The organism is Nocardiopsis sp. CNR-923 (genome assembly GCF_001942255.1).
Lineage (GTDB): Bacteria > Actinomycetota > Actinomycetes > Streptosporangiales > Streptosporangiaceae > Nocardiopsis.
In genome coordinates this window covers 60,000-83,938 of sequence record NZ_MKKC01000067.1, presented here as the reverse complement: position 1 = coordinate 83,938, position 23,939 = coordinate 60,000, and the positions used below count along the sequence as shown (strand labels likewise).

Sequence of the window (23,939 nt, the reverse complement as noted above, 5' to 3'; positions counted from 1 at the left end):
TGGACCGCTGGCGCGGGCACGCAACACCCACGTACCACGGGGTGAGCCCCGCAGGACGCGGGGATGGACCGGCCGCAGGTTCGGAATTTCTTCCTTGCCCAAAGTGAGCCCCGCAGCGCGGGGATGGACCGCCCGGTGCGGGTGATCCAGGGGCGATGCGTCGTGAGCCCCGCAGACGCGGGGATGGACCGCCGCCAGCGCGGCCGCCGAGCAGGTCGCCGACGTGAGCCCCGCAGACGCGGGGATGGACCGAGGGGTGTGGTTTTCTTATTTTCCCAGTTCAGGTGAGCCCCGCAGACGCGGGGATGGACCGGGCGCCAGGTGTTCGGGATGGTGTCCCTTGGAGTGGTGTAACTCTCGCGCGGCCGCGTTCTTGCAGGTCATCTCGATAGGTGGCCGCAGCCGAACCGCCACCGCGCGGCCTCGACCCCGCCGGCCGGGGTGGACGCGCCGCTGGAGTTGGAGATGCGTCGAACTGGCGGATGCCGCCGATGCACATCCGTTGGGGCAGGGCCGGAAACACTACACCACTCGACGGGACACCATCACCGGCTGGGTCACATGGTGCCGGGGATGGCTCGGGTCTACGAGCACGTGACCCCGGAGATGAAGTGGCGTGTACTGAGCGTGCTCGAAGCCCGGTGGGCCCGGAGTGTGGCGGCCCTCACCCGGTAGGAACGGGAAACGCTCTTCGCTCTGGTGCCGGAGCTCGAAGAGCACTACCGTGGACACAACGAGAACGGGCTCCCGGAGGAGCCCGCTTGGAAGCCGATCTCCCAGATGTCTCCCAACCTGGGGTGATCGGTCTTCGCCGACCAGTCAGAAAACCTCTCTGACCTGCGGTGATGCTGGTGGGCGATACAGGATTCGAACCTGTGACCTCTACCGTGTCAAGGTAGCGCTCTAACCAACTGAGCTAACCGCCCTCATCTGGGGGATGAGGCCATGGAGCCGGAGACGGGAATCGAACCCGTGTGCAGGGATTTGCAGTCCCTTACCTCAACCACTCGGACACTCCGGCAAGGAAGGGCACGAGGGCCTGACTCCGACCCGTGCGGGCCTCTCCGAGCGGACGACGGGATTCGAACCCGCGACCCTCACCTTGGCAAGGTGATGCTCTACCAACTGAGCCACGTCCGCGCGGCGAGCTCTCGCGGCCCGGCCGCCCCGCTCGCTGCGAGAAGAACTCTAGCGGATTCCCGTCCGAGCGCGAAATCAATGATCTCCAGGCGTCTCACGCCCCGCCGCGGCAGGACTCCTGCCCCCGTCCCGCCCGCGCGGCGGCGCTTCCTACTTCACTTCTCCACGTGCGCGGGCGTGGACGGCATGTCCGGTCGCGGCGGCGCCGAGAGGTACAGGCCGACCCTCTCGATCACCTTGTTCATCTCGTAGGCGATGAGGCCGACATCGCTGTCGGCGTCCGACATCAACGCCATGCAGGCTCCCTCGCCCGCCGCGGCCACGAAGAGGAAGGCGCGGTCCATCTCGATGATGCTCTGGCGGATCCCGCCGGCGGAGAACTGCTTGCTCGCCCCGCCCGCGAGGCTGTGCAGCCCCGAGCGATCGCGGACAGGTGTTCCGCCGCCGGACGATCCAGCCCACTGGAGGTGGCCATGAGGAGTCCGTCGGTGGACAGGACGATCGCGTGCTGCGTACCGGAGGCGCGGGTGAGGAGATCGTCCAGCAGCCAGCTGAGTTCTCCACGTGCAGTGCTCGGTGGGGTCATGGCTCTCTTTTGCTCTGTCAGTCGGTCGGGCGTGACGGGGACTCGCGCGCGGGGCGCGGCTGGCGTGCCCGGCGGGGATGGCGTTGGACAGCGTGCGCCAGTCCCGCATAAGCGTTGCCCAGATGATAGTCATTCGTAACTTATCTGTCTGGACCCAGGGCCGTGACCAGGGTGGGCCGGAGCGGTGAACCGGTACCTATGACCAGTGGCGATGGTGCGTGTGCGGCGGTTTCGAAAGCGGACCGGCGGCCGGTGCCGGACACGGGGCTTGCCAACGCGCGGCCCGCGCGGGTACGGAGGGCGGTGGCGCCCGCTCCGCAGGTCGGACGGGAGTGGCAGGATCGACGGTGTGGCACCGCCCGCTCGGGCGCACGAGGCTAGGGGGTAGGGATGAAGGTGTGGATCGCGGGTGCCGGGTACGGCCCCGGCGCGGTCGTGGACGATCGTGAGGCGCTCATCCCCGTGTTCGACCACGGGATCACGGTGGGCGACGGCGTCTTCGAGACCGTCCGCGCCAGGGAGGGGCGCCCCTTCGCGCTCACCCGCCACCTGCGCAGGCTGGGCCGCTCGGCGGTGGGCCTGGGTCTGGCCGAGCCGGACCTGGACCTGATCGCGGACGGTGTGGGCCGGGCGCTGGCGGCCAACTCCGAGGTCGTCGACGCCCGGGTACGGATCACCGTCACCGACGGGACCGGGCCGCTGGGCTCGGACCGCGTCGCGGGTGAGCAGACGGCGATCGTCGCGGTCGGCCCGTTCCCCGCGATCGAGCCCACCACGGACGTCGCGCTCGCGCCTTGGCCGCGCAACGAGTGCGGCGCCCTGACGGGGCTGAAGACCACCTCCTACGCCGACAACGTGCGCGCGCTCGCGCACGCCAGGGAGAGGGGCGCATCCGAGGCCGTCTTCCGCAACGTGAGCGGCAACCTGTGCGAGGGCACCGGCAGCAACGTCTTCGTGGTCCTGGACGGCAGGCTGATCACCCCGCCGCTGTCCGCCGGTCCCCTGGCGGGAATCACGCGCGAACTCGTCCTGGAGTGGTTCGGCGGCGAGGAGGAGGATGTTCCCATGGACCGACTCCCCGACGTCTCCGAGGCCTTCCTGACGTCCACCGGGCGCGACGTCCAGGCGATCCTGCGCGTCGACGGACGCCAGATCTCCAGTGGGCCCGGACCGGTCACCACGAAGGCGCGCTCGGCGTTCCTGGAGCGCGCCGCGGCCGACATCGACCCCTGAGGGGCCTCGCGCACGACTGGGGGGACGGCGCTGGTGCGCCGTCCCCCCAGTCGTATGGGGTGCGGAGGGTCAGGAGCTCAGGTGCCGCTGGATCTCCTCGTCCAGGTCCACGAAGGTGGGCTCCTGGCCGGCGGGCACGATCTCGTAGGTCCGGTGGAGGAACTCGGCCAGCGGCGAGACCTGGGTGTCGAACTCGGCCTGCCCGAAGGGGGAGGACAGCGAGATGCTCACGGTTCGGTCCCCGCTGTCGTCCTTGGAGGGCCACACCCGGACGTCGCCCTCGCCCACCGGGCGCACGATGCCGACGGTGAGGAGTTCGCGGGCGAAGATCCACTCGACGGGGTCGTCCTCGCCGGTGTGGAAGGCCACCCGGATCGCGTACGGGTCGTTCGCGCTGTAGTCGAGTCGCGCGACCAGGGGCACCGAGGTGCGTTCGGGGACCACGAGCCGCAGGCCCAGCTCGGCGGTGGCAGTGGTGTCGCTACTGTTCATGTTCGCCAAACCTTTTCTCGTCCGGCCCTGCTGTTGCGGCGCGGGTCGGTTGCCGTCTCACTCGCTCCAACGCGGCCGTCCGCGGACTATGACGAGAGTACGGAGACTTTCTTGGTCGGGTGGGACCGGAGGCCGCGCTGTCCGCTCTGCGGGACCAGCGTGCCGCATGGCGGCTGCCCGATCCTTCGTCACTGTAATGACCAGGGGAAACCAAAGATTTCCCAATGTCGGGTGGCCCACGTCACGTCAGGGTAATGAGATGGGTGTCCCCGTGGGTTCCGCGGGGGCGGGATCTCCTTCCCGGGGCGGGGATCCGCGCCGCGTCGTACCAGCGTCGAGCACACGTCGGGACTCGAATGTGGCCTCCGTCACACAGTGCCGCCGGGGCGGGCGTCCGGGCGCGTGGGGCGACCACCCCCGAGGATGCGCTAAAGTCTTTCTTGTCCGGCCGACAGGGCGGGCAGGGCAGCGGCTCAGGGCGATTAGCTCAGTTGGTTCAGAGCGCGTCGTTCACACCGACGAGGTCACTGGTTCGAGTCCAGTATCGCCCACGCGCCGAAGGGGTCGGCTCCGTGTCAGACGGGGTCGGCCCCTTCTTTTGTGTGACCGTCTCTTGTACCTCACGCCTTGACCGTCACCGCGCGCGTGGCGGCTAGTCGGGCTCCGGGGAGGCCAGGCCCTTCCTGAGCGCGCGGCGGGCGCGCAGACGGCGCAGCAGCTCCTCCCTGACGCGGTTGCCGTACCGCTCGGCGCGGCGGAACCACGTGCGGGCCGGACGCAGCAGACGGTGGGCCCAGTGGAACTCGGTGCTGAGAATGAACAGGCCGAGGATGACCGAGGCGGCTCCCGGCCCCGGGGCCACCATCATGGCCAGCCCGGCGACGATGACCACGACGCCGACCGTGGTGACGACGACGCGCCAGGACAGGTGGAGGGCCGGGTGGGCGTGCATGTGCCGCCGGAAGAGCCGGAACCGCGCCCGCAGTCGCCGCCATCGGCGAACTCGAGCGGGGATGGAAGATGTCTCCGGGGCCGGCGGACCTTGGGAAGGGCTCGGTGACATGCGCTCACAGTATTCGGTCGGAGTGAGTGGCGGATTCGGGTCGGGCGAGGACGGCGATCGGGTGTCAGCTGATTGTCACCGATCTCGGGGACTTGATCAATGCTCCACGGGAGGCTCGTCACGGGCCCCGGGAATATCGTGACGATCCATGACAGATTCGGTGAGGATCGGTCATTGGGCTCCTTCCTCCACCTTCGTGCTGGTGCGTCCGGGCGTGGTCGCCGGTATCCGAAACCATGCGCCCGAATCCCCCCGTCCGCGCTCGCGGACGGGGATGGGGCCGGTGCTTTCTGCCGCCGCCGAGGGCGCCCCGCGGTCCGAAGCCCACCCTGCCACCACGTGCGGAACGCCGCCAGAACCCCCGTCCGCCTGTGGACGACGCGAAGCGCCGCCCACGCGGAGCCGATACCATCGGACGCGAAACGCCTGGCCGCCCCCACGAGGTGCGCCGGCGCAGACCACCGACCGCGTATTCCTAGGAGTCACCGTGCCCGCCGCGCCTGAGCTGCACATCACCGTCGCCGGAACCCAGCGTGCGGTGGCGGTCGCGACCACGGCGGGGGAGGCCCTGGAGGCCGACGGCAGGACGGTCATCGCGGCCATGGTCAACGGCGAGCCGCGCGACCTCACCCGGGAGTTGGCCGACGGCGACGTGGTCGAGCCGGTCGCCATCGACTCCGAGGACGGGCGGGCGATCCTGCGCCACTCCACGGCGCACGTCCTCGCCCAAGCGGTCCAGGAGCTCTTCCCCGAGGCCAAGCTGGGCATCGGCCCGCCCGTGGAGAACGGCTTCTACTACGACTTCGACGTCGCCGAGCCCTTCACCCCGGCCGATCTGCGGAGCATCGAGAAGAGGATGCAGCAGATCGTCAAGCAGGGTCAGCGCTTCGACCGCCGGGTCGTCTCCGACGAGGAGGCCCGCGCGGAACTGGCCAACGAGCCCTACAAACTCGAACTGATCGACATCAAGGGCAGCGACGCGGCCCAGGCCGCCGAGGGCGCGGGCGTCGAGGTCGGCTCGGGTGAACTCACCGTCTACGACAACATCCACCCGCGCACGGGGGAGCAGTGCTGGAAGGACCTGTGCCGTGGGCCGCACCTGCCCACCACCCGGGTCATCCCGGCGTTCAAGCTCATGCGCACCGCCGCCGCCTACTGGCGGGGCAAGGAGACCAACCCCCAACTCCAGCGGGTGTACGGCACAGCGTGGGAGTCCAAGGACGCGCTCAAGGCGTACCTGACCTTCCTGGAGGAGGCGGAGAAGCGCGACCACCGCAGGCTCGGGGCCGAGCTGGACCTGTTCTCCATCCCCGACGAGATCGGGTCGGGCCTGGCGGTCTTCCACCCCAAGGGCGGGGTCATCCGCCGGGTGATGGAGGACTACTCGCGCCAGCGGCACGAGCGTGGCGGCTACGAGTTCGTCTACTCGCCGCACGCCACCAAGAGCGCCCTGTTCGAGAAGTCGGGGCACCTGGACTGGTACGCGGACGGCATGTACCCCCCCATGCAGCTCGACGGCGGCCAGGACTACTACCTCAAGCCGATGAACTGCCCGATGCACAACCTGATCTTCGACGCGCGCGGGCGCTCCTACCGCGAGCTGCCGCTGCGCCTGTTCGAGTTCGGGACCGTCTACCGGTACGAGAAGTCCGGTGTGGTGCACGGTCTCACTCGCGCCCGGGGTTTCACCCAGGACGACGCCCACATCTACTGCACCAAGGAGCAGATGGCGGACGAGCTCGACTCGCTGCTGACCTTCGTGCTGGACCTGCTGCGCGACTACGGCCTCGACGACTTCCACCTGGAGCTGTCCACCAAGGACCCGGAGAAGTTCATCGGCGACGACCACGTCTGGGCCGAGGCCACCGACACTCTGCGCCAGGCCGCCGAGAAGCAGGGCCTGGAACTGGTCATGGACCCGGGCGGCGCCGCGTTCTACGGCCCGAAGATCTCCGTGCAGGCCAAGGACGCCATCGGCCGGACCTGGCAGATGTCCACCCTCCAGCTGGACTTCAACCTGCCCGAGCGCTTCGACCTGGAGTACACCGCGGCGGACGGCACCCGTCAGCGCCCGGTGATGATCCACCGCGCTCTGTTCGGCTCGATCGAGCGGTTCTTCGCCGTGCTGCTGGAGCACTACGCGGGCGCCTTCCCGGCCTGGCTGGCGCCGGTCCAGGCGGTCGGCATCCCGATCGCCGACGAGCACGTCCCGTATCTGCGCGAGGTGGAGGCCAAGCTGCGGGCGGAGGGTATCCGGGTCGAGGTGGACGCCAGCGACGACCGGATGCAGAAGAAGATCCGCAACGCCCAGAAGCAGAAGGTGCCGTTCATGCTGCTGGCCGGGGACGAGGACATCAGCAAGAACGCGGTGTCCTTCCGTTACCGAGACGGGTCGCAGAACAACGGTGTGCCGGTCGACGAGGCGGTCGCCGAGATCGTGGCGGCCGTGCGCGAGCGCCACCAGGGAGATCGGTGACGCGGGTGAGCCGCCGATCGCGCCGTGACCGCCCACCCGGACCGATCCGGGTGGGCGGTCGCCTCTTTCGGACGGGGCCCGGGAGACCGGTCGGTCACACGCGTCGGCACGGGTATGAGTTCCCGAGGGAATCGTGCCCGAGGGAATCGTGCGCGAGGTTTTCCGGCGCTTCGCCGTCCGCTTCGCCCGGGACGGGCGGAGATCCTAGCGATCGGTCCGGGGCGCCGACGGCTCGCCGTCGCGGAACAGTTCCTCGCGCGAGATCTGGTGGGTGGCGTTGGGGTCCGGCGCGGTCTGGTCCTCGTCGTCGTCCCGGAAGAGTTCCGCACGGGAGATGCGGTGCGTGGCGTTGGGGTCGCTCATGAGGGTGGCACTCCTTGTGCATTGGGGCACGTTGAATTTTATCCCGTCTTCACACACGGAACGGCGTGTTCCCGCCCACGTGCACACGTCTGTGTCGCGGTCCGGTGCGGGTCAGCGGCCGGTCGTGCGTCCGTTCCACGCCGTCGAGGGAACGCGGTCAACGAGTTCGATGAGGTAGTCGGCGGCGGTGAGGGCCCGCGCAGGGTCAAGCCGCATGGGCGCCCAGGTCAGGACGTGGTCGCCGGAGAACCGCACGGGGAGGGAACGGGACCGTGAGTCCGCCAGCAGCCACCTCCGGGTGGCCTGGTCGAGCACCGCGTGGGTGAAGGTCGCGTCGCTGCCCGTGGTCTGGAAGGCGGCGTCGAACACGGTGTCGACGGGTTCGACGCCGTCCCCGGTCGCGGGCCGGAGTTCCACGCGTCGACGGATCTCCAGTTCGGCGTTGGGCCCCGGCGTGCGAACGGCCACGATCCGGTAGGTGAGCCGGGAGCGGCCGTTTCCCCGCCGGTCGGCCGCCGTCGCCGTGTGCGAGTGCTCGAACGCGGTCACCAGGTGGGCTCCGCGCCGTCCGGTGAGCACGTGCTGGGACCGTGCGTGCTGGCCGTGGACGGCCCGGGGCAGCACCGTGTCCTCCAACGGGCGCGGATGGTGGTCGGTGTAGTGCCATCCGTTCGCGTGCGCCCATGCCCGCAGCGCGGTCGCACGGTCCATGCGGAAATGCGCGGCGACCGTGATCACTCCGGCCGACACCACGACGGCCACCAGTGCGACCAGCGACAGAGCGCCTTCCATCCGGTGTCTCCTCCGGCTGGGGAACGTGGGACGACCTCGTACCCGTGGCGGGGGCCGCTGGACGCGGGCCGGGCATGGGGCCGGTCGGTCCCCTCGGGCTGTTCGGGTCCATTCTGTGTCGATTGCGGGGGCTTGTCACCCCTTCCGCTCGGGACCTCGCCCCCGGGCGTTCCCTCTGACCGGAACCGGCCACGGGACGCGCTCGGCCCGAGCGTGTCCCAGGCGGACGACCTCGACCTCCGTACGCGGTGGACGAACGGTTCCGGCCCCCGGATCATCCGAACGTAACATCGACGGAACAGACCCCCGGGAACGCTCTCCCGGGGGTCGGACCGCGTCCGGATCAGCCCGGAAGCCCCAGTTCGCGGGCGATGAGCATCTTCTGCACCTCGCTGGTGCCCTCGCCGATCTCCAGGATCTTGGCGTCGCGGTAGAACCGCCCCACCGGGAACTCGTTCATGAACCCGTACCCGCCGAACACCTGCGTGGCGTCGCGCGCGTTGTCCATCGCCGCGTTGGAGGCCACCAGCTTGGCGATCGCCGCCTCCTTCTTGAACGGCGCGCCCGCCAGCATCCGCGACGCGGCGTCGTAGTAGGCCAGCCGCGCCGTGTGCGCCCGCGCCTGCATCTCCGCGATCTTGAACTGGATCGCCTGGTACTCCCCGATGCGGTGCCCGAACGCGCTCCGCTCGTGGGCGTAGCGCACGCTCTCGTCCACGCATCCCTGGGCCAGCCCCACCGACAGGGCCGCGATGGCGATCCGTCCCTCGTCGAGGATCCTCAGGAACTGCGCGTACCCGCGCCCGCGCTCGCCCACGAGGTTGGCCTCGGCACCCGGCACTCCTCGAACACCAGTTCGTTGGTGTCGGAGGCGTTCCACCCCACCTTCGAATACTTCTGCCCCACCGCGAACCCCGGTGTCCCGGCGGGCACCAGGATGGTCGAGATCTCCGGCTTGCCGTTGTCGCGCCGACCCGTCACCGCCGTCACCGTCACCAGCGCCGTGATGTCGGTCCCGGAGTTGGTGATGAACGACTTGGTCCCGTTGATCACCCACTCCCCGTCCTCCAGCCGCGCCGTGGTCTTGGTCGCGCCCGCGTCGGAGCCCCCATCCGGCTCGGTCAGCCCGAACGCGCCCAGCGCCTCGCCCGCGCACAGCTTCGGCAGGTAGGTCTTGCGCTGCTCCTCGGTGCCGAACCGGAAGATCGGCATCGCACCCAGTGACACCCCCGCCTCCAGCGTGATGGCCACCGACGAGTCCACGCGGGCCAGCTCCTCCAGGGCCAGGCACAGGGCGAAGTAGTCCCCGCCCATGCCCCCGTACTCCTCGGGGAACGGCAGACCGAACAGCCCCATCCGCCCCATCTTGGCGATGATCTCGTACGGGAAGGCGTCCCGCTCGTAGAAGTCGCCGATGACGGGCGCGACCTCGCTGCGGGCGAACTCCTCGACGGCGACCCGCAGGTCCTCGTGCTCGGTCGACAGCTCATGGCGGTTCATCGTGTGGTCTCCTCGCAGGTGGCGGGGGCGGGATCGGACGGGTCGGCGGTTGTGGCCCCCGACCCGTCGGGTTCGACGGTGACCAGGACGGCGTCCATCGGTACGGACGCGCCCGGGCGGACCGCCACGTCGGTGACGGTCCCGTCGATCGGGGAGGGCACGGAGTGCTCCATCTTCATGGCCTCGACGACGGCCAGCGGCGTGCCCGCGGCGACGCGCTGACCCACCTCGACGGGCACGGCGAGCACCGTCCCCGGCATCGGGCTGCGCACGGTGCCGTCTGCGGCCGACTCGTCGTCGCGCAGGGCGTCGGCCACGGGCTCCTCGTGGAGTGTCCACGCGACGCCGTCGGCGCCCAGCCAGCGGTGAGCGGTCGCCGGGTCGTGGGCGCGCGTATAGGTACGCACCCGTCCCGCGTGGGTCACGGTCAGCCGTCTGCCGTCCGGCGAGCGGCGCGCACGGGCGGCGACGGAACCCGCTCCCGGCCCGCCGTCGCCCTCCGACTCCACGCGAACCTCGAACGACCCGGGAGCCACACGGCGCACGTACACGACGGCCGAGTCGTGCCGCGGCGCGCGCAGCCGCCACCGCGTCCAGGCGGGGCCGCCCATCCGCCACCCGTCGGGGACGGCGAACCGGTCTGCGGTCGCGTGGGGCTCCAGGTCCAGTTGGTGGTCCAGGGCGGCGGCCGCGTACACCTCCTCCGGCACGCGTTCCGGCGCGGGCTCGGGCGGGGTGGACGCGATCAGGTCGGTGCTCAGATCGCCGGCGACCACGCGCGGGTGCCGCAGCAGGCGCCGCAGGTAGGCGGTGTTGGTGACGCAGCCGAGCAGCAGGTATCCGGAAAGGGCCGCGTCCATCCGGCGCAGCGCCTCGGCGCGGTCGGGCCCCCACGTGACCACCTTGGCGAGCATGGGGTCGAAGGCTGAGGTCACCGATCCGCCCTCGGCGATCCCCGAGTCCACCCGAACCCCGAGCCCGGAGGGTTCGGACAGGGCCAGGATCGGCCCGCCACTGGGCAGGAAGCCCCGGTCGGCGTCCTCGGCGTAGATCCGCGCCTCCACCGCGTGCCCCTCGAAGCCCACGTCGTCCTGGCCGAACGGGAGCGGGTCGCCCAGGGCCACGCGCACCTGCAGTTCGACGAGGTCGACGCCGCGCGCGCCGCCGACCGTCACGACCTCCTCGGTGACCGGGTGCTCCACCTGGAGGCGGGTGTTCATCTCCAGGAACGAGAAGGACAGTTCGCCGTCGTCGCCGACCTCGGCGATGAACTCGACCGTCCCCGCGCCCACGTACCCGCACGCCTCCGCGGCGGCGACCGCGGCCCGGCCCATGCGCTCGCGCTGGGTGCCGGTCAGCAGCGGCGAGGGCGCCTCCTCGACCACCTTCTGGTGGCGGCGTTGCAGACTGCACTCGCGTTCACCCAGGTGGACGACGGTTCCGTGGCCGTCGGCCAGGACCTGGACCTCGATGTGCCGGGGGCGCTGGACGAGGCGTTCGACGAGCAGTGTGGCGTCCCCGAACGACGCCAGCGCCTCCCGGCGGGCGGCCGCGGCGTCGGCCAGCAGCGTGCCGGGGGAGTGGACCGCCCGCATCCCCTTGCCGCCTCCGCCCGCGGAGGGCTTGATGAGCAGCGGGTAGCCGGTGGACTCGGCGGCCACGAACAGTTCGTCGTCGGACATCGGGCGTCCGGGTTTCTCGGTGAACCCGCCCAGGACGGGCACCCCGGCCGCGGCCACGGTGTCCTTGGCGCGGATCTTGTCGCCCATTGCCTCGATCGCTTCGGCGGGCGGCCCGACGAACACCAGGCCCGCGTCCGCGCAGGCTCGGGCGAAGTCGGCGTTCTCCGACAGGAATCCGTAGCGGGGTGGACCATCGTCGCTCCGGACTCCAGCGCGGCGGCGACGATCGCGGGGGCGTCCAGGTAGCCGTCGACCCGGAGGGCCTGGTCGGCGGCCAGGGTGTGCGGCGCGTCGGCGTCGGCGTCGGTGTACACCGACGCGACCCGATCCCCATCCGTCTCAACGTGCGCAGGATCCGCAGGGCGATCTCGCCCCGGTTGGCGACGAGAACGATCGGTACAGAGGTCGTGGTCACGGTTTCCTCACATCCGGAAGACGCCGTAGCCCACCGGCTCCAAAGGCGCGTGGCGGGCGGCGGACAGGGCCATGGCGAGCACCTCACGGGTGTCGGCGGGGTCGATGACACCGTCGTCCCACAGGCGCGCGGTGGAGTAGTAGGGGCTGCCCTGCTCCTCGTACTGGTCGCGGACGGGCGCCTTGAACGCCTCCTCGTCCTCGGCGGACCACTCCTCGCCGCGCGCGGTCAACTGGTCGCGGCGCACGGTGGAGAGCACGGACGCGGCCTGTTCGCCGCCCATCACGGAGATCCGGGCGTTCGGCCACATCCACAGGAAGCGGGGCGAGTAGGCCCGACCGCACATGCTGTAGTTGCCCGCGCCGAACGAGCCGCCGATGACCACGGTGAACTTCGGGACGCGCGCGCAGGCCACGGCGGTGACCATCTTCGCGCCGTGCTTGGCGATGCCGCCCGCCTCGTAGTCGCGGCCGACCATGAACCCGGAGATGTTCTGGAGGAAGACCAGGGGGATGCCGCGTCGGTCGCACAGTTCGATGAAGTGCGCGCCCTTGAGCGCCGATTCGGCGAACAGGATGCCGTTGTTGGCCACGATGCCGACGGGGTGTCCGTGCAGGTGCGCGAACCCCGTGACCAGGGTCGTGCCGTACTCCGCCTTGAACTCGGTGAACTCGCTGCCGTCGACGATCCTGCCGATGACCTCGCGCACGTCGTAGGGGGTGCGGGTGTCGGACGGGACCACCCCGTACAGCTCCTGCGGGTCCAGCGCGGGCGGGCGCGGATCGCGCGTCTCCCACGCCGGGGGCTCAGGCGGGCCCAGGGTGTCGGCGACGCGCCGCACGAGGGTGAGGGCGTGCGCGTCGTCGTCGGCGAGGTGGTCGGTGACGCCGGAGACCCGCGAGTGCAGGTCGCCCCCGCCAAGCTCCTCGGCCGTGACGACCTCCCCGGTGGCGGCCTTCACCAGGGGCGGGCCGCCGAGGAAGATCGTCCCCTGCTCGCGGACGATGACCGCCTCGTCGCTCATCGCGGGGACGTAGGCGCCCCCGGCGGTGCACGAGCCGAGCACGGCCGCGATCTGCGGGATGCCGAGCCTGGACATGGTGGCCTGGTTGTAGAAGATCCGCCCGAAGTGCTCGCGGTCGGGGAACACTTCGTCCTGCATGGGCAGGAACGCGCCGCCGGAGTCGGCGAGGTAGAGGCACGGCAGCCGGTTGTGCAGTGCCACCTCCTGTGCGCGCAGGTGCTTCTTCACCGTCATGGGGTAGTAGCTGCCGCCCTTGACCGTGGCGTCGTTGGCGACCACGACCACGGGACGCCCGGCGACCCGGCCGACCCCCGCGATCATGCCGGCTCCGGGGGCGTCCTGTCCGTCCTTCCCGTAGAGCCCGTAGGCCGCCAGCGGGGCGATCTCCAGGAACGGGGAGCCGGGGTCGAGGAGGAGGTCGACCCGGTCGCGCGGCAGGAGTTTGCCGCGTTCGACGTGGCGGGCGCGGGTCTTGTCGGGGCCGCCCAGGGCCGCGGTGGCGATCCGCTCCCGCAGCTCCTGGGCAAGGGCGCGGTTCGCCGCGTCGTTGGCGGCGAACGCGGGCCCGGCGGTGTCGACCGCCGAGCCGAGCACGGATGCCCTGCTCATGGTGTCCTCTCGTGGAGGGATGTTAATGCTCACTAACACTCGTGATGTTAATAACTACTAACATAGGTGTCCAGAGCCGGGGCGGCGCGCCGCCCCGACGTCGACGAGAGGCGGGGTGGATGGGGCCGAAGCCGACGATCGAACGCCGGACCGCGATCCTGGGCGCGGCGGCCGAACTCTTCGCCGCGCGCGGCTACCGCGGCGTGACCATCGACGAGCTCGGCCGGGCCGTGGGCACCAGCGGACCAGCGCTGTACCGGCACTTTCCGGGCAAGGAGGCCCTGCTCGGGGAGGTCCTCGTCGACATCAGCGAACGGCTGGCCCACCGCGGCGCCGAGCTCGTCGCGCGGGCCTCCGGCCCCGAGGAGGCTTTGGAGCTGCTGCTACGCGGCCATATCGCGTTCGCCTTGGACGAACCCGCCCTCATCACCGTCCACGACCGGGAACTGGGCAACCTCACCGACGCGGACCGCCGCCGCGTGCGCCGACTGCAACGCGGCTACGTGGAGACGTGGGTCGACGTCCTGGCCGCCCTGCGCCCCGCGGCGTCGCGGGTCACCCTGCGCGCCGCGGTCCACGCCGCCTTCGGTCTGCTCAACTCGACCCCGCACAGCCGGGGCGACCTTCCGCGCGACCGGATGGCGGAGCTGCTGCTGGCCATGGGCTCGGCCGCGCTCACCGTGCCCGAGCCCCCGCTGCCCGAGACGGCTCCCGCCCCCGCGTCCGCGCGTTAGCACGCGTGGGCCCAGTGCCGCGTCGGCTTGCGCAGGCCCGGCGAAGACGTCGGTGAAGCGGCGACCGGCACACGCCCTGTGGCGTGTGCCGGCGTTCTGTCGGGGGCGGTCGCGATCCTGGTTCTCCCAGTATTAGGAGGACGTCGACGTAGCTTGACCGGTCTCCGGGTAGGCAGCGCCTGAGACGCCCCCGGAGCACGGGTCCTCGGGGGCGCGAGAGCGTGGACGAGGGGGAGAGATCCATGGTCGAGGGACCTGGACGAAGCGGCGATCCGGTCACCACCACCAACGCGGGCACGCCCGTGGCCAGCGACGAACACTCGCTGAGCGTGGGCCGGGACGGGCCGTTGGTCCTGCACGACGCGTACCTGATCGAGAAGATGGCGCACTTCAACCGGGAGCGCGTCCCGGAGCGGGTGGTGCACGCCAAGGGCAGCGGGGCCTACGGATTCTTCCGGGTGACGGCCGACGTCAGCGAGTACACCAGGGCGGCCGTGTTCCAGCCCGGCACGCAGACGCCGATGCTCGCCCGCTTCTCCAGCGTGGCCGGTGAGCTCGGCAGCCCCGACACCTGGCGGGATCCGCGCGGGTTCGCGCTGAAGTTCTACACCCGCGAGGGCAACTACGACATGGTCGGCAACAACACCCCGGTGTTCTTCATGCGCGACCCCCAGAAGTTCCAGGACTTCATCCGCTCCCAGAAGCGGGACCCGCGCACCGGCCTGCGCGACAACACGATGCAGTGGGACTACTGGTCGCTGTCCCCGGAGTCCGCGCACCAGGTGACCTGGCTCATGGGCGACCGGGGCATCCCGAAGAACTTCCGCCGCATGAACGGCTACAGTTCGCACACCTACATGTGGGTCAACGCCGAGGGCAGACGGGTGTGGGTCAAGTACCACTTCGTCACCGACCAGGGCGCCGACTTCCTCTCCCAGGCCGACGCAGACCGGATCGCCGGGACCGACGCCGACTTCTACCGGCGCGACCTGTACCACGCGATCGAGCGCGGCGACCACCCGTCGTGGACGCTGAAGGTGCAGATCATGCCGTTGGAGGACGCGGCGGACTACCGCTTCAACCCCTTCGACCTGACCAAGGTGTGGCCGCACGGCGACTACCCGCTGATCGAGGTCGGTCGGATGACGCTGAACGAGAACCCGGAGAACTACCACATCCACGTCGAGCAGGCCGCCTTCGAGCCGTCCAACCTGGTGCCCGGAGTCGGTCCGTCACCGGACAAGATGCTGCTCGCCCGGTTGTTCTCCTACCCCGACACGCACCGCTACCGGATCGGCGTCAACTACGACGAGCTCCCGCCCAACCGTCCGCGGGTGCCGGTGCGGTCCTACTCCAAGGACGGGCGGATGCGGTTCTACCCGCCTGGCACCGGAGCGGTCTACCACCCGAACTCCTTCGGTGGTCCCGAGGGCGCGGATCAGTCCGGAGCGGACCCGACGGGTTGGCGGGTCGAGGCGGGCGAACTCGTGCGCGAGGCCTACACCAGGCACCGTGCGGACGACGACTTCGTCCAGCCCCGGGCGCTCATCAACGACGTCATGGACGACGCGGCGCGCGACCGTCTGGTGTCCAACATCGCCGGGCACATGTCCTCGGTCACCGACCAGGGCGTGCTCTCACGGGCGTGAAGTACTGGCGCGACATCGACTCCGACATCGGTGAGCGGGTCGCGGCCGAGCTCAACGGCGGCTGAGCCGGTGCACACGGACGGGGCCGTGGGGAACGCGATCCCCACGGCCCCGTGTCGCGGGTGTCAGGACCCCTTCGGTCGTCCCGCCCCGGCCGAGGGCGCCGCCTGGCGGCCCTCGGCGCGCTGCCGCGGCACGGCGGCCGTGGTCTCCAGAACCTCGCCGAGGAAGTGCGCGGCGAGCACGAGCGCCCCCCGGTTGGCCCGGGTGTCGCGCAGGGCGTCCACCATCATGAAGTCCTGGATCATGCCCTGGAAGCGCACCGCCGTCACCGGGACCCCAGCCTCGCGCAGCCTGTCGGCGTAGGCCTCGCCCTCGTCCCGCAGCACGTTCGCCTCGGTGGTGATGACCAGCGCGGGCGGCAGGTCGCGCAGCTGGTCGACCGACGCGCGCAGCGGTGACGCGGTGATCTCGGCGCGCTGCTCCGGGTCCTGGGTGTACTGGTCCCAGAACCACATCATCTGGTGGCGGGTCAGCAGGTAGCCGGTGGCGAACTCGCGGTAGGAGTCGCGGTCGAAGTCGGCGTCGGTCACCGGGTAGAACAGCGCCTGCCCTCGGAGGCGCACGTCGCCGCGCTCCTTGGCCATGAGGGCCAGCGCGGTCGCCATGTTGCCGCCCACGCCGTCGCCGCACACGGCGATCCGCTGGGCGTCCAGGCCCTTGTCGGCGCCGTGGCGCGTCACCCATCGCGCGACGGTGTAGATCTGCTCGATCGCGACCGGGTACTTCGCCTCGGGAGAGCGGTCGTACTCCGGGAAGGCCACCGTGGCCCCGGTGCGGGTGGCCAGCTCCCGTACGAGGCGGTCGTGGGTGCGGGAGCTGCCGTAGACCCACCCGAAACCGTGGAGGTACAGGACCACGGGAAGCACGCCGCCGGCGCCCTCCGGCCGGATGATGCGGACCGACACCTGGCCGGTCGGGCCGCCCGAGATCGTGGCCCATTCGGAGACGACGTCGGGTTTCATCACTCCGTAGCCGCTCTGTTCCTGTTCCAGGACCTCGCGGCCCTCGTTCACCGGAAGCTGCTCGATGTACGGTTCCCGGTGGTGGGCGTCCGCGAACTCGCGTGCGGCGCTTTCGAGCACGATTCTCTTGTCTGGCATCGCTGTGTCCCCCGTGGAGATGTCGTCGGTGTCGTGCGACGCCCCCCGGCGCGGTCGCCCCGGGGAGGTGTCGGGTCGCGGCCTAGATCCGGTCGCCGACCGGGTGGGTGACGCCCCCGACGGGGTCGGTGACCCCCTGGATCGTCCCGGACGAACCTTCGAGGGCGGCGAGGTCGACCGCCTGGAGGGTCCCGAGCGGGTCGTTCGTCGCGAGCAGCCGGTCGATGATCGCCAGCGCGTCAGGGTCGCCCAGCAGCTCGACCACGGCTGGGTCGGACAGGAGCTCGACGACTGCCGGGTCCTCCAGCAGTGCCGTGGCCTCGGGCGGCAGGTCGGGGAGGCCACCGGTCGCTTCCTCCACGCTCTCGGTCACTTCCTCAGCGACCTCCTCCACGGTCTCCACCGGGTCGTCCGGAGGCTGTGCGAGGGCGCTTGCGGCCCCGACCGCGGTCAGTCCCGCGGTGAGCGCCGAGGCGGCGGCGATCTTCGTGAACGCACGCATAGGCGTTCCCTGCTCCTTTCGGTTTCACGTGGCAACGCATTCCGTATCAGCATTGACACACACAGTCATCAAGTGTCCGTCTTGTGCGGTCATGATTGAGTTACGTGCCTCTGAAGCACTCGTATGTCTTTCACGTCTGCGGACAACGTCCGCCAAAGTCACGCAAACCTCTCGTGTGGGAAGTCGTCGCGGTGCCGTACGCGCACCCCCGGACGGGTACGCCCGCGTTCGCTGGCGACCGGACGCGAAGAAGGAACGGTGAGCAGATGTCTCGGCCTCGCATCGTGGTGGTCGGAGCGGGTTTCGGCGGGATCCACACCCTGCGCCACCTCGAACGTCGGATTCCGAGGGGGATGGCCGACATCGCCCTCGTCGCACCGCACGACTACATGCTCTACAGCCCGCTGTTGCCGCAGGTGGCGTCCGGACTGCTCACACCCCAGTCGGTCGCGGTGTCGGTGCACCGGCTCACCCGCGACACCAGACTCGTCCCAGGTCACGCGGTGGGGATCGACACCCGTGACAGGACCGTCGTCGTGCGGCGTTCGAGCGGGGAGCTCACGCCCTGCCCCTACGACCGACTCGTCCTGGCGCCGGGCGGCCTCACCCGCTCCTTCGACATCCCCGGGCTGAGCGAACACGCCTACGGGGCCAAGACCCTCGCCGAGGCCGTGCTCCTGCGTGACCACGTCCTCGCCCAGCTGGAACTGGCCAACGACAGCCGCGACCCGATCGAGCGCGAGGAACGGTGCCGGTTCATCGTGGTGGGGGGCGGCTACACCGGCGTGGAGACCGCGGCCTCGCTGCTGCGGCTCACCGAGGAGGCGGCCCGCCGTTACCCCGAACTGCGTTCCGCGATCCACTGGCACCTCGTCGACATCGCGCCCGCGGTCCTGCCCGAGCTGGGCGAGCGGCTCGGCCGCAAGGCGCTCGACATGCTGCGCGGCATGGGGATCGAGGTCAAGCTCAAGGTGAGCGTCCGGGAGGTCGGACCCGACAAGGTGGTCCTGACCGACGGTCGCGTCCTGCCCTGCCGCACGCTCATCTGGACGGCGGGCGTCGCGCCGAGCCCGCTCATGCGGACCCTCGACAAGCCGACCCAGCGCGGACGGCTGGAGGTCGGCGCCGACCTGCGCGTCCCGGGGTTGGGCGACGTGTTCGCGCTCGGCGACGCGGTGGCCGCACCCGACCTGGCGGCCGGAACGGACTGCTACTGCCCCCCGACCGCCCAGTACGCGAGCCGACAGGCGGTCACCGTGGCCGACAACGTGGTCGCCTCCATCCTGGGACGGCCGCTGAAGGAGTTCCGACACCGCGACATGGGCCTGGTCGTGGACCTGAGCGGCAGGGAGGCGCTGGCCCGGGTGCTCAGGTTCGACCTGAGCGGTCTGCCCGCGCTGGCGGCCACCAGGGGCTACCACCTGGCGGCGGTGCCGTCCGCCCCGGCTCGGGCGAGGATCGTGGCCAACTGGGCGATCCGCGCGCTCACCGGGGGCGAGGTCTCACGGTTGGGCTTCGCCGACGACGGCAGGCCGTCGTCGTTCGTGGACAAGGAGGCGGTGGATTACCTGGACGCGGAGGGCTCCCGCAAGGAGGGCGCCCGGCTGATGGAGAACCTGCGCGCCCGCTACGGCGACTGAGGGGTCAGGAACGGACGAGGCGGGCGATCGCGTCGGAGGCCTCGCGGACCTTCTCGTCGGCCTCGTCGCCGCCGTTGGCCACGGCGTGGGCGACACAGTGCTTGAGGTGCTCGTCGAGCATGGCCAGGGCGAAGGAACGGAGCGCCTTGTTGACCGCCGAGGTCTGGGTCAGGATGTCGATGCAGTACTGGTCGTCCTCGACCATGCGCTGGAGGCCGCGGATCTGACCCTCGATGCGGCGCAGTCGGTTGATGTGACTCTGCTTGTCGTTGCTGTACCCGTGCGTTGCCGCCATGTCGCCGTTTCCGTGTCGTCCCTGTCCAGCTGCGATCATCATACCCCCACGTGGTATTTAACAACGTGGGTCCGGTCATGCGTTCCCCGGTGGGAACCCTTGAAGTTTGCACGATCTTGGCGCGTGTCGTCGCCTCGCCCCCGGGGGTCACGTGTGCCAGGTGGCTACCGTTGGACGGTCTGGCCAGGTGTAACTACATAGGGTGATGCATTGAATATGATTTGTGGTGCTCTGATGGGAAGGGTCCGGACAGGCGCCGTGGCCGTGGCGTCCGTGCTGACGGTGTCCGGGGTGATCGTCGTCGGAGCCGCGTTCGACGCGCGGGGCGCCGAGGCCCAGCCCGCAGCCCCCTACGCGTCGAGCACGTGGGCCCGGCTCACGTTGGATCCAGAGGTCTACGGAGCCGGGGCCGTCTCGCGCCCGCGGTCCGGTCGAGGTCAGCGGGGACGACGACGCGCAGGACTGGAACACCGCCACGGCCCCGGTCTCGACCATCGCACCGAACGTCCCCTCCGCGACGGGCACGACCGCCGTCGAGACCACCCTGGACCCATCGAGCGCCCGCGCTCGGGCGGGCGGGGCGTTCACCCGGTTGTCGGTTCCGCACCCGGTGGGAACGTCGGGCCCCGCCCAGGTCGTCGTGAACGAGGGAACCCCCGGTGCGGGCGCGATGACCACGGTCCTGAACATCGTCACCTGGAAGATCAGTGCCAGCTGCACCTTCCCGCACGACCCCGTCTTCCTGACGAGCGCGGTGTCCGTGACGGTCCTGGGGCAGCCGGTCCCGGTGTCCCGGGCGCCGCAGACGACCACCCTCGACTTCGCGGGTGACTACGGTACCGGCACCTCGGGCGTCCGGGTCCTCGTGAGCACCCAGCAGATCCACGAGGCCAAGGGCAGCCATGGCCACGCCGAACTCGACCTGTCGGCCACCGCCCAGCCGCTGGACGAGTCGGGGGACCCCTTCGGACAGACGGTGCCGCTCTTCGACCTCGTCCTGGGCGACGTGACCATGGACTGCTCCTCGTTCGATCCGTCGCCCGCCCCGACCCCGACCCCGACCTCGGAGCCGTCGCCGGAGCCGTCGCCGACGGAGGAGCCGTACCAGCGCTACCGGCTCTCACACGAGGACGGTCAGCCGGAGTTCGAGTTCGACTCCGACGTCGACACCGCACTGAACGGCGACACCGGCTCCGAGGAGAACGGAGTCGACGAGAGCACGGTCGACCCCTCCGGCGGCGGTTTCGCCGATCGTCTGGCTCTGACCGGCGGCGGGACCGCCGCCTTGGTGGTCGCCGGTCTGGTCGTCGCCGCGACCGGCGCCGCCGCGCTGTTCGCGGCCCGCGGGCGCCGGGCCTGACCGGATCGCCCCGGCGTCCCCGGGGCGAAACCCGGGGCCGCGCGCGCGTCAACACGTGTACACCCGCGTCACGAGGGGGCGTGCCACGGCACGCCCCCTCCGTCATGGAGACACGAAGGAGACGCATGATCGCCGCCCTGACCGGGGTCTGGGCGGTCCGGCGCGGGCGTCGGCTCCGGGCCCGGCGTCGCGGGGAACGCGACACGGCATCGGACACGGTCTGACCAGCGGCGTGGCCAACGACGCATGTCGATTCGGTCCGGGTGCTCATAAGGTTCTCCCTAATGACTGAGACGACTTTTGACCGACGCGACATCACCCACATCGTCTGGGACTGGAACGGCACCCTCCTGGACGACAACCACGCCAACCTCGCCGCGGTGAACGCCGTGTGCGCCCGGTTCGGCCGGGCCCCGGTGGAGATGGAGTACTGGCGCTCCGTGTTCCGGCGACCCCTCATCCCCTGCTACGAGGACCTCCTGGGCCGTCCCTTCGAGGACGGTGAGTGGGAGGAGGCCGAGGTGCTCTACGACCGCAACTACCTCGAACACCTGCCCGACTGCGCGCTGGCCGACGGCGTGCCGGACGTGCTGCACGACTGGACCGGCGCGGGCGGCAGCCAGTCGCTGCTGTCCATGGCCTCCCACAGCCACCTCGTCCCGCTCGTCGCCGAGCGCGGGCTCGGCGCGCACTTCACCCGGGTCGACGGACGCAGGTTCGCGACCGTGAAGGACTCCAAGGCCGAGCACCTCGTCCGCCACCTCGACGAGCAGGGGATCGACCCCGCCAAGGTCGTGCTCGTCGGAGACATCGACGACGACGCGCGCGCCGCACTGGAGGCGGGCGCCAACGCGCTGCTCGTCGCCAGCGGGCTCATGGCCCGTGCGCGCCTGGAGGCGACCGGAGCCCCGGTGGTCGACTCCCCGGCCGCCGCCGTCGCGGTCCTGCGCGGGGTCTGATCCGATCTCACCCACCGTTACGTCGGGTCATCCCGTCACACGTCCTCTCCGTCCGTGTCAACGTGGTGGTCCCACTCCCCGCCCGGCCCATCTGGGTGCGCCCTCCACATCGCGCGCACGTCCGGCGTGACCTGCGTTCCCGCCGCCTTCAGACCGAGGGCGGGGCGAGGCGGCCGGGACAGGGTGGTGTTATATGGGTCTCACATCCACACACAGCCATGCGATTGGGAAGGCTGGCCAATGACGGAGAGCAGTGTGCCCCGCGTGCTCTGGGAGCCGGACGAGGCCACGGTCGGCTCCTCGAACATCGTCGCGTTCGCCCGCTGGGCCGCGGAACACAAGGGGGTGCGCGCCTTCGGGGAGGGCACGCCCGCCCCTGCGTCGTTCGACTACGACGCACTGTGGCGCTGGTCGGTCACCGACATCGAAGGCTTCTGGGCGGCGATCTGGGAGTACTACGGAGTCCGGTCCGAGACCCCCCGCGACACCGTCCTGCCCGAGCGGGTCATGCCGGGCGCGCGCTGGTTCCCCGGCGTCACCCTCAACTACGCCCGGCACGTCTTCGAGGGCCGGGACGACGGCGCGGTCGCGATCCGCCACGCCACCGAGCTCCGCCCCCTGGGGGAGTGGACGTGGGGCGATCTGCGCCGGCGCACCGCGGCGATCGCCGCGGGACTCCGGGAGCGCGGCGTCGGGCCGGGCGACCGGGTGGTCGCCTACCTGCCCAATCTGCCCGAGACCGTCGCGGCCTTCTACGCGGTCGCCTCGCTCGGAGCGGTGTGGTCGTCGTGCTCGCCCGACTTCGGCGTGCGGAGCGTCATCGACCGGTTCGCGCAGATCGAGCCGAAGGTCCTCCTGGCCGTGGACGGCTACCGGTACGGAGGAAGGGACTTCGACCGGCGGCCCGTCGTCGCGGAGCTGCGCGAGGCCCTGCCCACCGTCGAGCACACCGTGCTGCTCGACTACCTCACCCCCGGGGCCGAACTGGAGGGGACCGAGCCCTGGAGCGCCCTGGAAGAGGGGGACGCGTCCGAGTTGGAGTTCGCCCCCGTCCCCTTCGACCACCCCCTCTGGGTGCTCTACTCCTCCGGGACCACGGGGCTGCCCAAGGCCATCGTCCACGGTCACGGCGGCATCCTCCTCGAACAGCTCAAGAACCTCCACCTCCACCTCGACGCGCGTGAGGACGACCGGGTCTTCTGGTTCACCACCACCGGCTGGATGATGTGGAACTTCCTGGTCAGCGTGTTGCTGACGAGGGCCTCCATCGTCCTGTACGACGGCAGCCCCGCCGCGCCCGGCCTCGACACGCTCTGGGAACTGGCCGAGCGGGCGGGCACCACGATCCTCGGCACCAGCGCGGGCTTCCTGTCCTCCTGCATGAAGGAGGGCGTGCACCCGCGCCGGGGACGCGACCTGTCCGCCCTGCGCGCGATCGGCTCCACCGGCTCCCCGCTCAGCCCGGAGGCGTTCTCCTGGGTGTACGACGAGTTCGGCGACGGCCTCTGGCTGTTCTCCACCAGCGGTGGCACGGACGTGTGCAGCTGCCTGGTGGGCGGAACCCCCACCCTGCCCGTCTACGAGGGCGAGATCCAGTCCCGCGGCCTGGGCATGGCCGTGGCCTCCTGGGACCCGGACGGAAAGGAGATCGTCGGCGAGGTGGGTGAGCTGGTGGTCACCCAGCCCGCGCCGTCCATGCCGGTGTACTTCTGGGGCGACCCCGACGGGGAGCGCCTCCGCGACAGCTACTTCTCCGTGTACCCGGGGATCTGGCGGCACGGCGACTGGATCGAGATCACCGACCGGGGCACCGCGATCATCTACGGCCGCTCGGACTCGACCATCAACCGTGGCGGCGTGCGCATGGGGACCAGCGAGATCTACCGAGCCGTCCTCGCCCTCGACGAGGTCGTCGACGCGCTCGTCGTGGACGTGCCCCAGGAGGACGGATCGTCGAGGATCGAGCTGTTCACCGTCCTGCGGCCCGACGCCGATCTGGAGGGCGACCTGCCCGCGCAGATCGCGCGGCGGGTGCGCACCGACTGCTCGCCCCGACACGTGCCCGACCGTGTACGCGCGATCAGCGCCGTTCCCCGTACCCTGTCAGGCAAGGTCCTGGAGGTTCCGGTCAAGCGGATCCTGATGGGGGAGAGTCCCGAACGTGTGGTGAGCCGGGACTCCCTGGCCAATCCCGAAGCGCTCGACTACTTCACCCGACTGTCCGATCAGGGCTGACGCGCGCGACCCCACGGATGCGCCCGT

Annotated in this window: 15 protein-coding genes, 4 tRNA genes and 4 pseudogenes; 9 read left to right on the top strand and 14 right to left on the bottom strand. The window is 70.6% G+C overall.

Annotated elements, in window-relative coordinates:
* Positions 1-849: 849 nt before the first annotated feature.
* From BJF83_RS07885 to BJF83_RS07870, 4 genes and pseudogenes are all read right to left on the bottom strand, one after another.
* Positions 850-926, bottom strand: a tRNA-Val gene (locus tag BJF83_RS07885).
* 20 nt (positions 927-946) lie between these two features.
* A tRNA-Cys gene (locus BJF83_RS07880) sits at positions 947-1,021 on the bottom strand.
* Positions 1,022-1,067: 46 nt separating this feature from the next.
* Positions 1,068-1,140, bottom strand: a tRNA-Gly gene (locus BJF83_RS07875).
* 155 nt (positions 1,141-1,295) lie between these two features.
* A pseudogene (locus tag BJF83_RS07870) lies at positions 1,296-1,726 on the bottom strand (roadblock/LC7 domain-containing protein).
* 390 nt (positions 1,727-2,116) lie between these two features.
* Here BJF83_RS07870 and BJF83_RS07865 point away from each other — a divergent pair.
* Positions 2,117-2,959, top strand: coding sequence for an aminotransferase class IV (locus BJF83_RS07865; protein ID WP_075925772.1), 843 nt, complete (start codon positions 2,117-2,119; stop codon positions 2,957-2,959).
* Between the two features lie 69 nt (positions 2,960-3,028).
* Here the strand turns inward: BJF83_RS07865 and BJF83_RS07860 are convergent, their stop codons facing one another.
* Complete coding sequence (locus BJF83_RS07860; RefSeq protein ID WP_075925771.1) at positions 3,029-3,451, bottom strand: SsgA family sporulation/cell division regulator; 423 nt, start codon at positions 3,449-3,451, stop codon at positions 3,029-3,031.
* A gap of 476 nt (positions 3,452-3,927) precedes the next feature.
* On the opposite strand from BJF83_RS07860, the gene BJF83_RS07855 reads away from it, so the two are divergent.
* Positions 3,928-4,002 (top strand) — tRNA-Val (locus tag BJF83_RS07855).
* A gap of 101 nt (positions 4,003-4,103) precedes the next feature.
* Here the strand turns inward: BJF83_RS07855 and BJF83_RS07850 are convergent.
* The gene (locus BJF83_RS07850; protein ID WP_187347111.1) at positions 4,104-4,403 is read right to left on the bottom strand and encodes a PGPGW domain-containing protein; all 300 of its coding nucleotides are present in this window, start codon (positions 4,401-4,403) and stop codon (positions 4,104-4,106) included.
* A gap of 598 nt (positions 4,404-5,001) precedes the next feature.
* Between BJF83_RS07850 and thrS the strand changes: the two genes are divergently transcribed.
* Positions 5,002-6,990: a threonine--tRNA ligase gene (gene thrS / locus BJF83_RS07845; protein WP_075925770.1), complete on the top strand. Its 1,989-nt coding sequence runs from the start codon at positions 5,002-5,004 to the stop codon at positions 6,988-6,990.
* Between the two features lie 204 nt (positions 6,991-7,194).
* On the opposite strand, the gene BJF83_RS27825 is transcribed toward thrS, so the two are convergent.
* The 5 genes and pseudogenes from BJF83_RS27825 to BJF83_RS07825 form a co-directional block, all read right to left on the bottom strand.
* Positions 7,195-7,353 (bottom strand): hypothetical protein, encoded by a 159-nt coding sequence (locus BJF83_RS27825; RefSeq protein ID WP_187347110.1) that lies wholly within the window; start codon positions 7,351-7,353, stop codon positions 7,195-7,197.
* Between the two features lie 111 nt (positions 7,354-7,464).
* Positions 7,465-8,145 (bottom strand): hypothetical protein, encoded by a 681-nt coding sequence (locus BJF83_RS07840; RefSeq protein ID WP_075925769.1) that lies wholly within the window; start codon positions 8,143-8,145, stop codon positions 7,465-7,467.
* A gap of 343 nt (positions 8,146-8,488) precedes the next feature.
* A pseudogene (locus tag BJF83_RS07835) lies at positions 8,489-9,645 on the bottom strand (acyl-CoA dehydrogenase family protein).
* Positions 9,642-11,661: pseudogene (locus BJF83_RS07830) on the bottom strand (acetyl/propionyl/methylcrotonyl-CoA carboxylase subunit alpha). The pseudogenes BJF83_RS07835 and BJF83_RS07830 overlap by 4 nt, the downstream one beginning before the upstream one ends.
* Positions 11,662-11,749: 88 nt before the next feature.
* Positions 11,750-13,360 carry a carboxyl transferase domain-containing protein gene (locus tag BJF83_RS07825; protein ID WP_075925768.1) on the bottom strand — a complete coding sequence of 537 codons (1,611 nt, stop codon included), beginning with the start codon at positions 13,358-13,360 and terminating at the stop codon, positions 11,750-11,752.
* Between the two features lie 134 nt (positions 13,361-13,494).
* Here BJF83_RS07825 and BJF83_RS07820 point away from each other — a divergent pair, with 134 nt between their 5' ends.
* Positions 13,495-14,109, top strand: a complete 615-nt coding sequence (locus BJF83_RS07820) for a TetR/AcrR family transcriptional regulator (RefSeq protein WP_075925767.1) — start codon at positions 13,495-13,497, stop codon at positions 14,107-14,109.
* A gap of 242 nt (positions 14,110-14,351) precedes the next feature.
* A pseudogene (locus BJF83_RS07815) lies at positions 14,352-15,823 on the top strand (catalase).
* Between the two features lie 60 nt (positions 15,824-15,883).
* On the opposite strand, the gene BJF83_RS07810 reads toward BJF83_RS07815, so the two are convergent.
* Together BJF83_RS07810 and BJF83_RS07805 are read right to left on the bottom strand one after the other, a co-directional pair.
* The gene (locus BJF83_RS07810; protein WP_075925766.1) at positions 15,884-16,921 is read right to left on the bottom strand and encodes an alpha/beta hydrolase; all 1,038 of its coding nucleotides are present in this window, start codon (positions 16,919-16,921) and stop codon (positions 15,884-15,886) included.
* A gap of 82 nt (positions 16,922-17,003) precedes the next feature.
* Positions 17,004-17,423 carry a hypothetical protein gene (locus tag BJF83_RS07805; protein ID WP_075925765.1) on the bottom strand — a complete coding sequence of 140 codons (420 nt, stop codon included), beginning with the start codon at positions 17,421-17,423 and terminating at the stop codon, positions 17,004-17,006.
* Between the two features lie 266 nt (positions 17,424-17,689).
* On the opposite strand from BJF83_RS07805, the gene BJF83_RS07800 reads away from it, so the two are divergent.
* Complete coding sequence (locus BJF83_RS07800) at positions 17,690-19,063, top strand: NAD(P)/FAD-dependent oxidoreductase (RefSeq protein WP_075925764.1); 1,374 nt, start codon at positions 17,690-17,692, stop codon at positions 19,061-19,063.
* Between the two features lie 4 nt (positions 19,064-19,067).
* On the opposite strand, the gene BJF83_RS07795 is transcribed toward BJF83_RS07800, so the two are convergent.
* The gene (locus tag BJF83_RS07795; RefSeq protein WP_075925763.1) at positions 19,068-19,358 is read right to left on the bottom strand and encodes a metal-sensitive transcriptional regulator; all 291 of its coding nucleotides are present in this window, start codon (positions 19,356-19,358) and stop codon (positions 19,068-19,070) included.
* 640 nt (positions 19,359-19,998) lie between these two features.
* On the opposite strand from BJF83_RS07795, the gene BJF83_RS07790 reads away from it, so the two are divergent.
* The 3 genes from BJF83_RS07790 (at position 19,999) to BJF83_RS07780 (ending at position 23,912) form a co-directional block, all read left to right on the top strand.
* The gene (locus BJF83_RS07790; RefSeq protein ID WP_143831824.1) at positions 19,999-20,718 is read left to right on the top strand and encodes a hypothetical protein; all 720 of its coding nucleotides are present in this window, start codon (positions 19,999-20,001) and stop codon (positions 20,716-20,718) included.
* 284 nt (positions 20,719-21,002) lie between these two features.
* On the top strand, positions 21,003-21,677 hold the full coding sequence (locus BJF83_RS07785; protein ID WP_075925761.1) for an HAD family hydrolase: 675 nt from the start codon (positions 21,003-21,005) through the stop codon (positions 21,675-21,677).
* Positions 21,678-21,917: 240 nt separating this feature from the next.
* Positions 21,918-23,912 carry an acetoacetate--CoA ligase gene (locus BJF83_RS07780; protein ID WP_075925760.1) on the top strand — a complete coding sequence of 665 codons (1,995 nt, stop codon included), beginning with the start codon at positions 21,918-21,920 and terminating at the stop codon, positions 23,910-23,912.
* Positions 23,913-23,939: the final 27 nt, after the last annotated feature.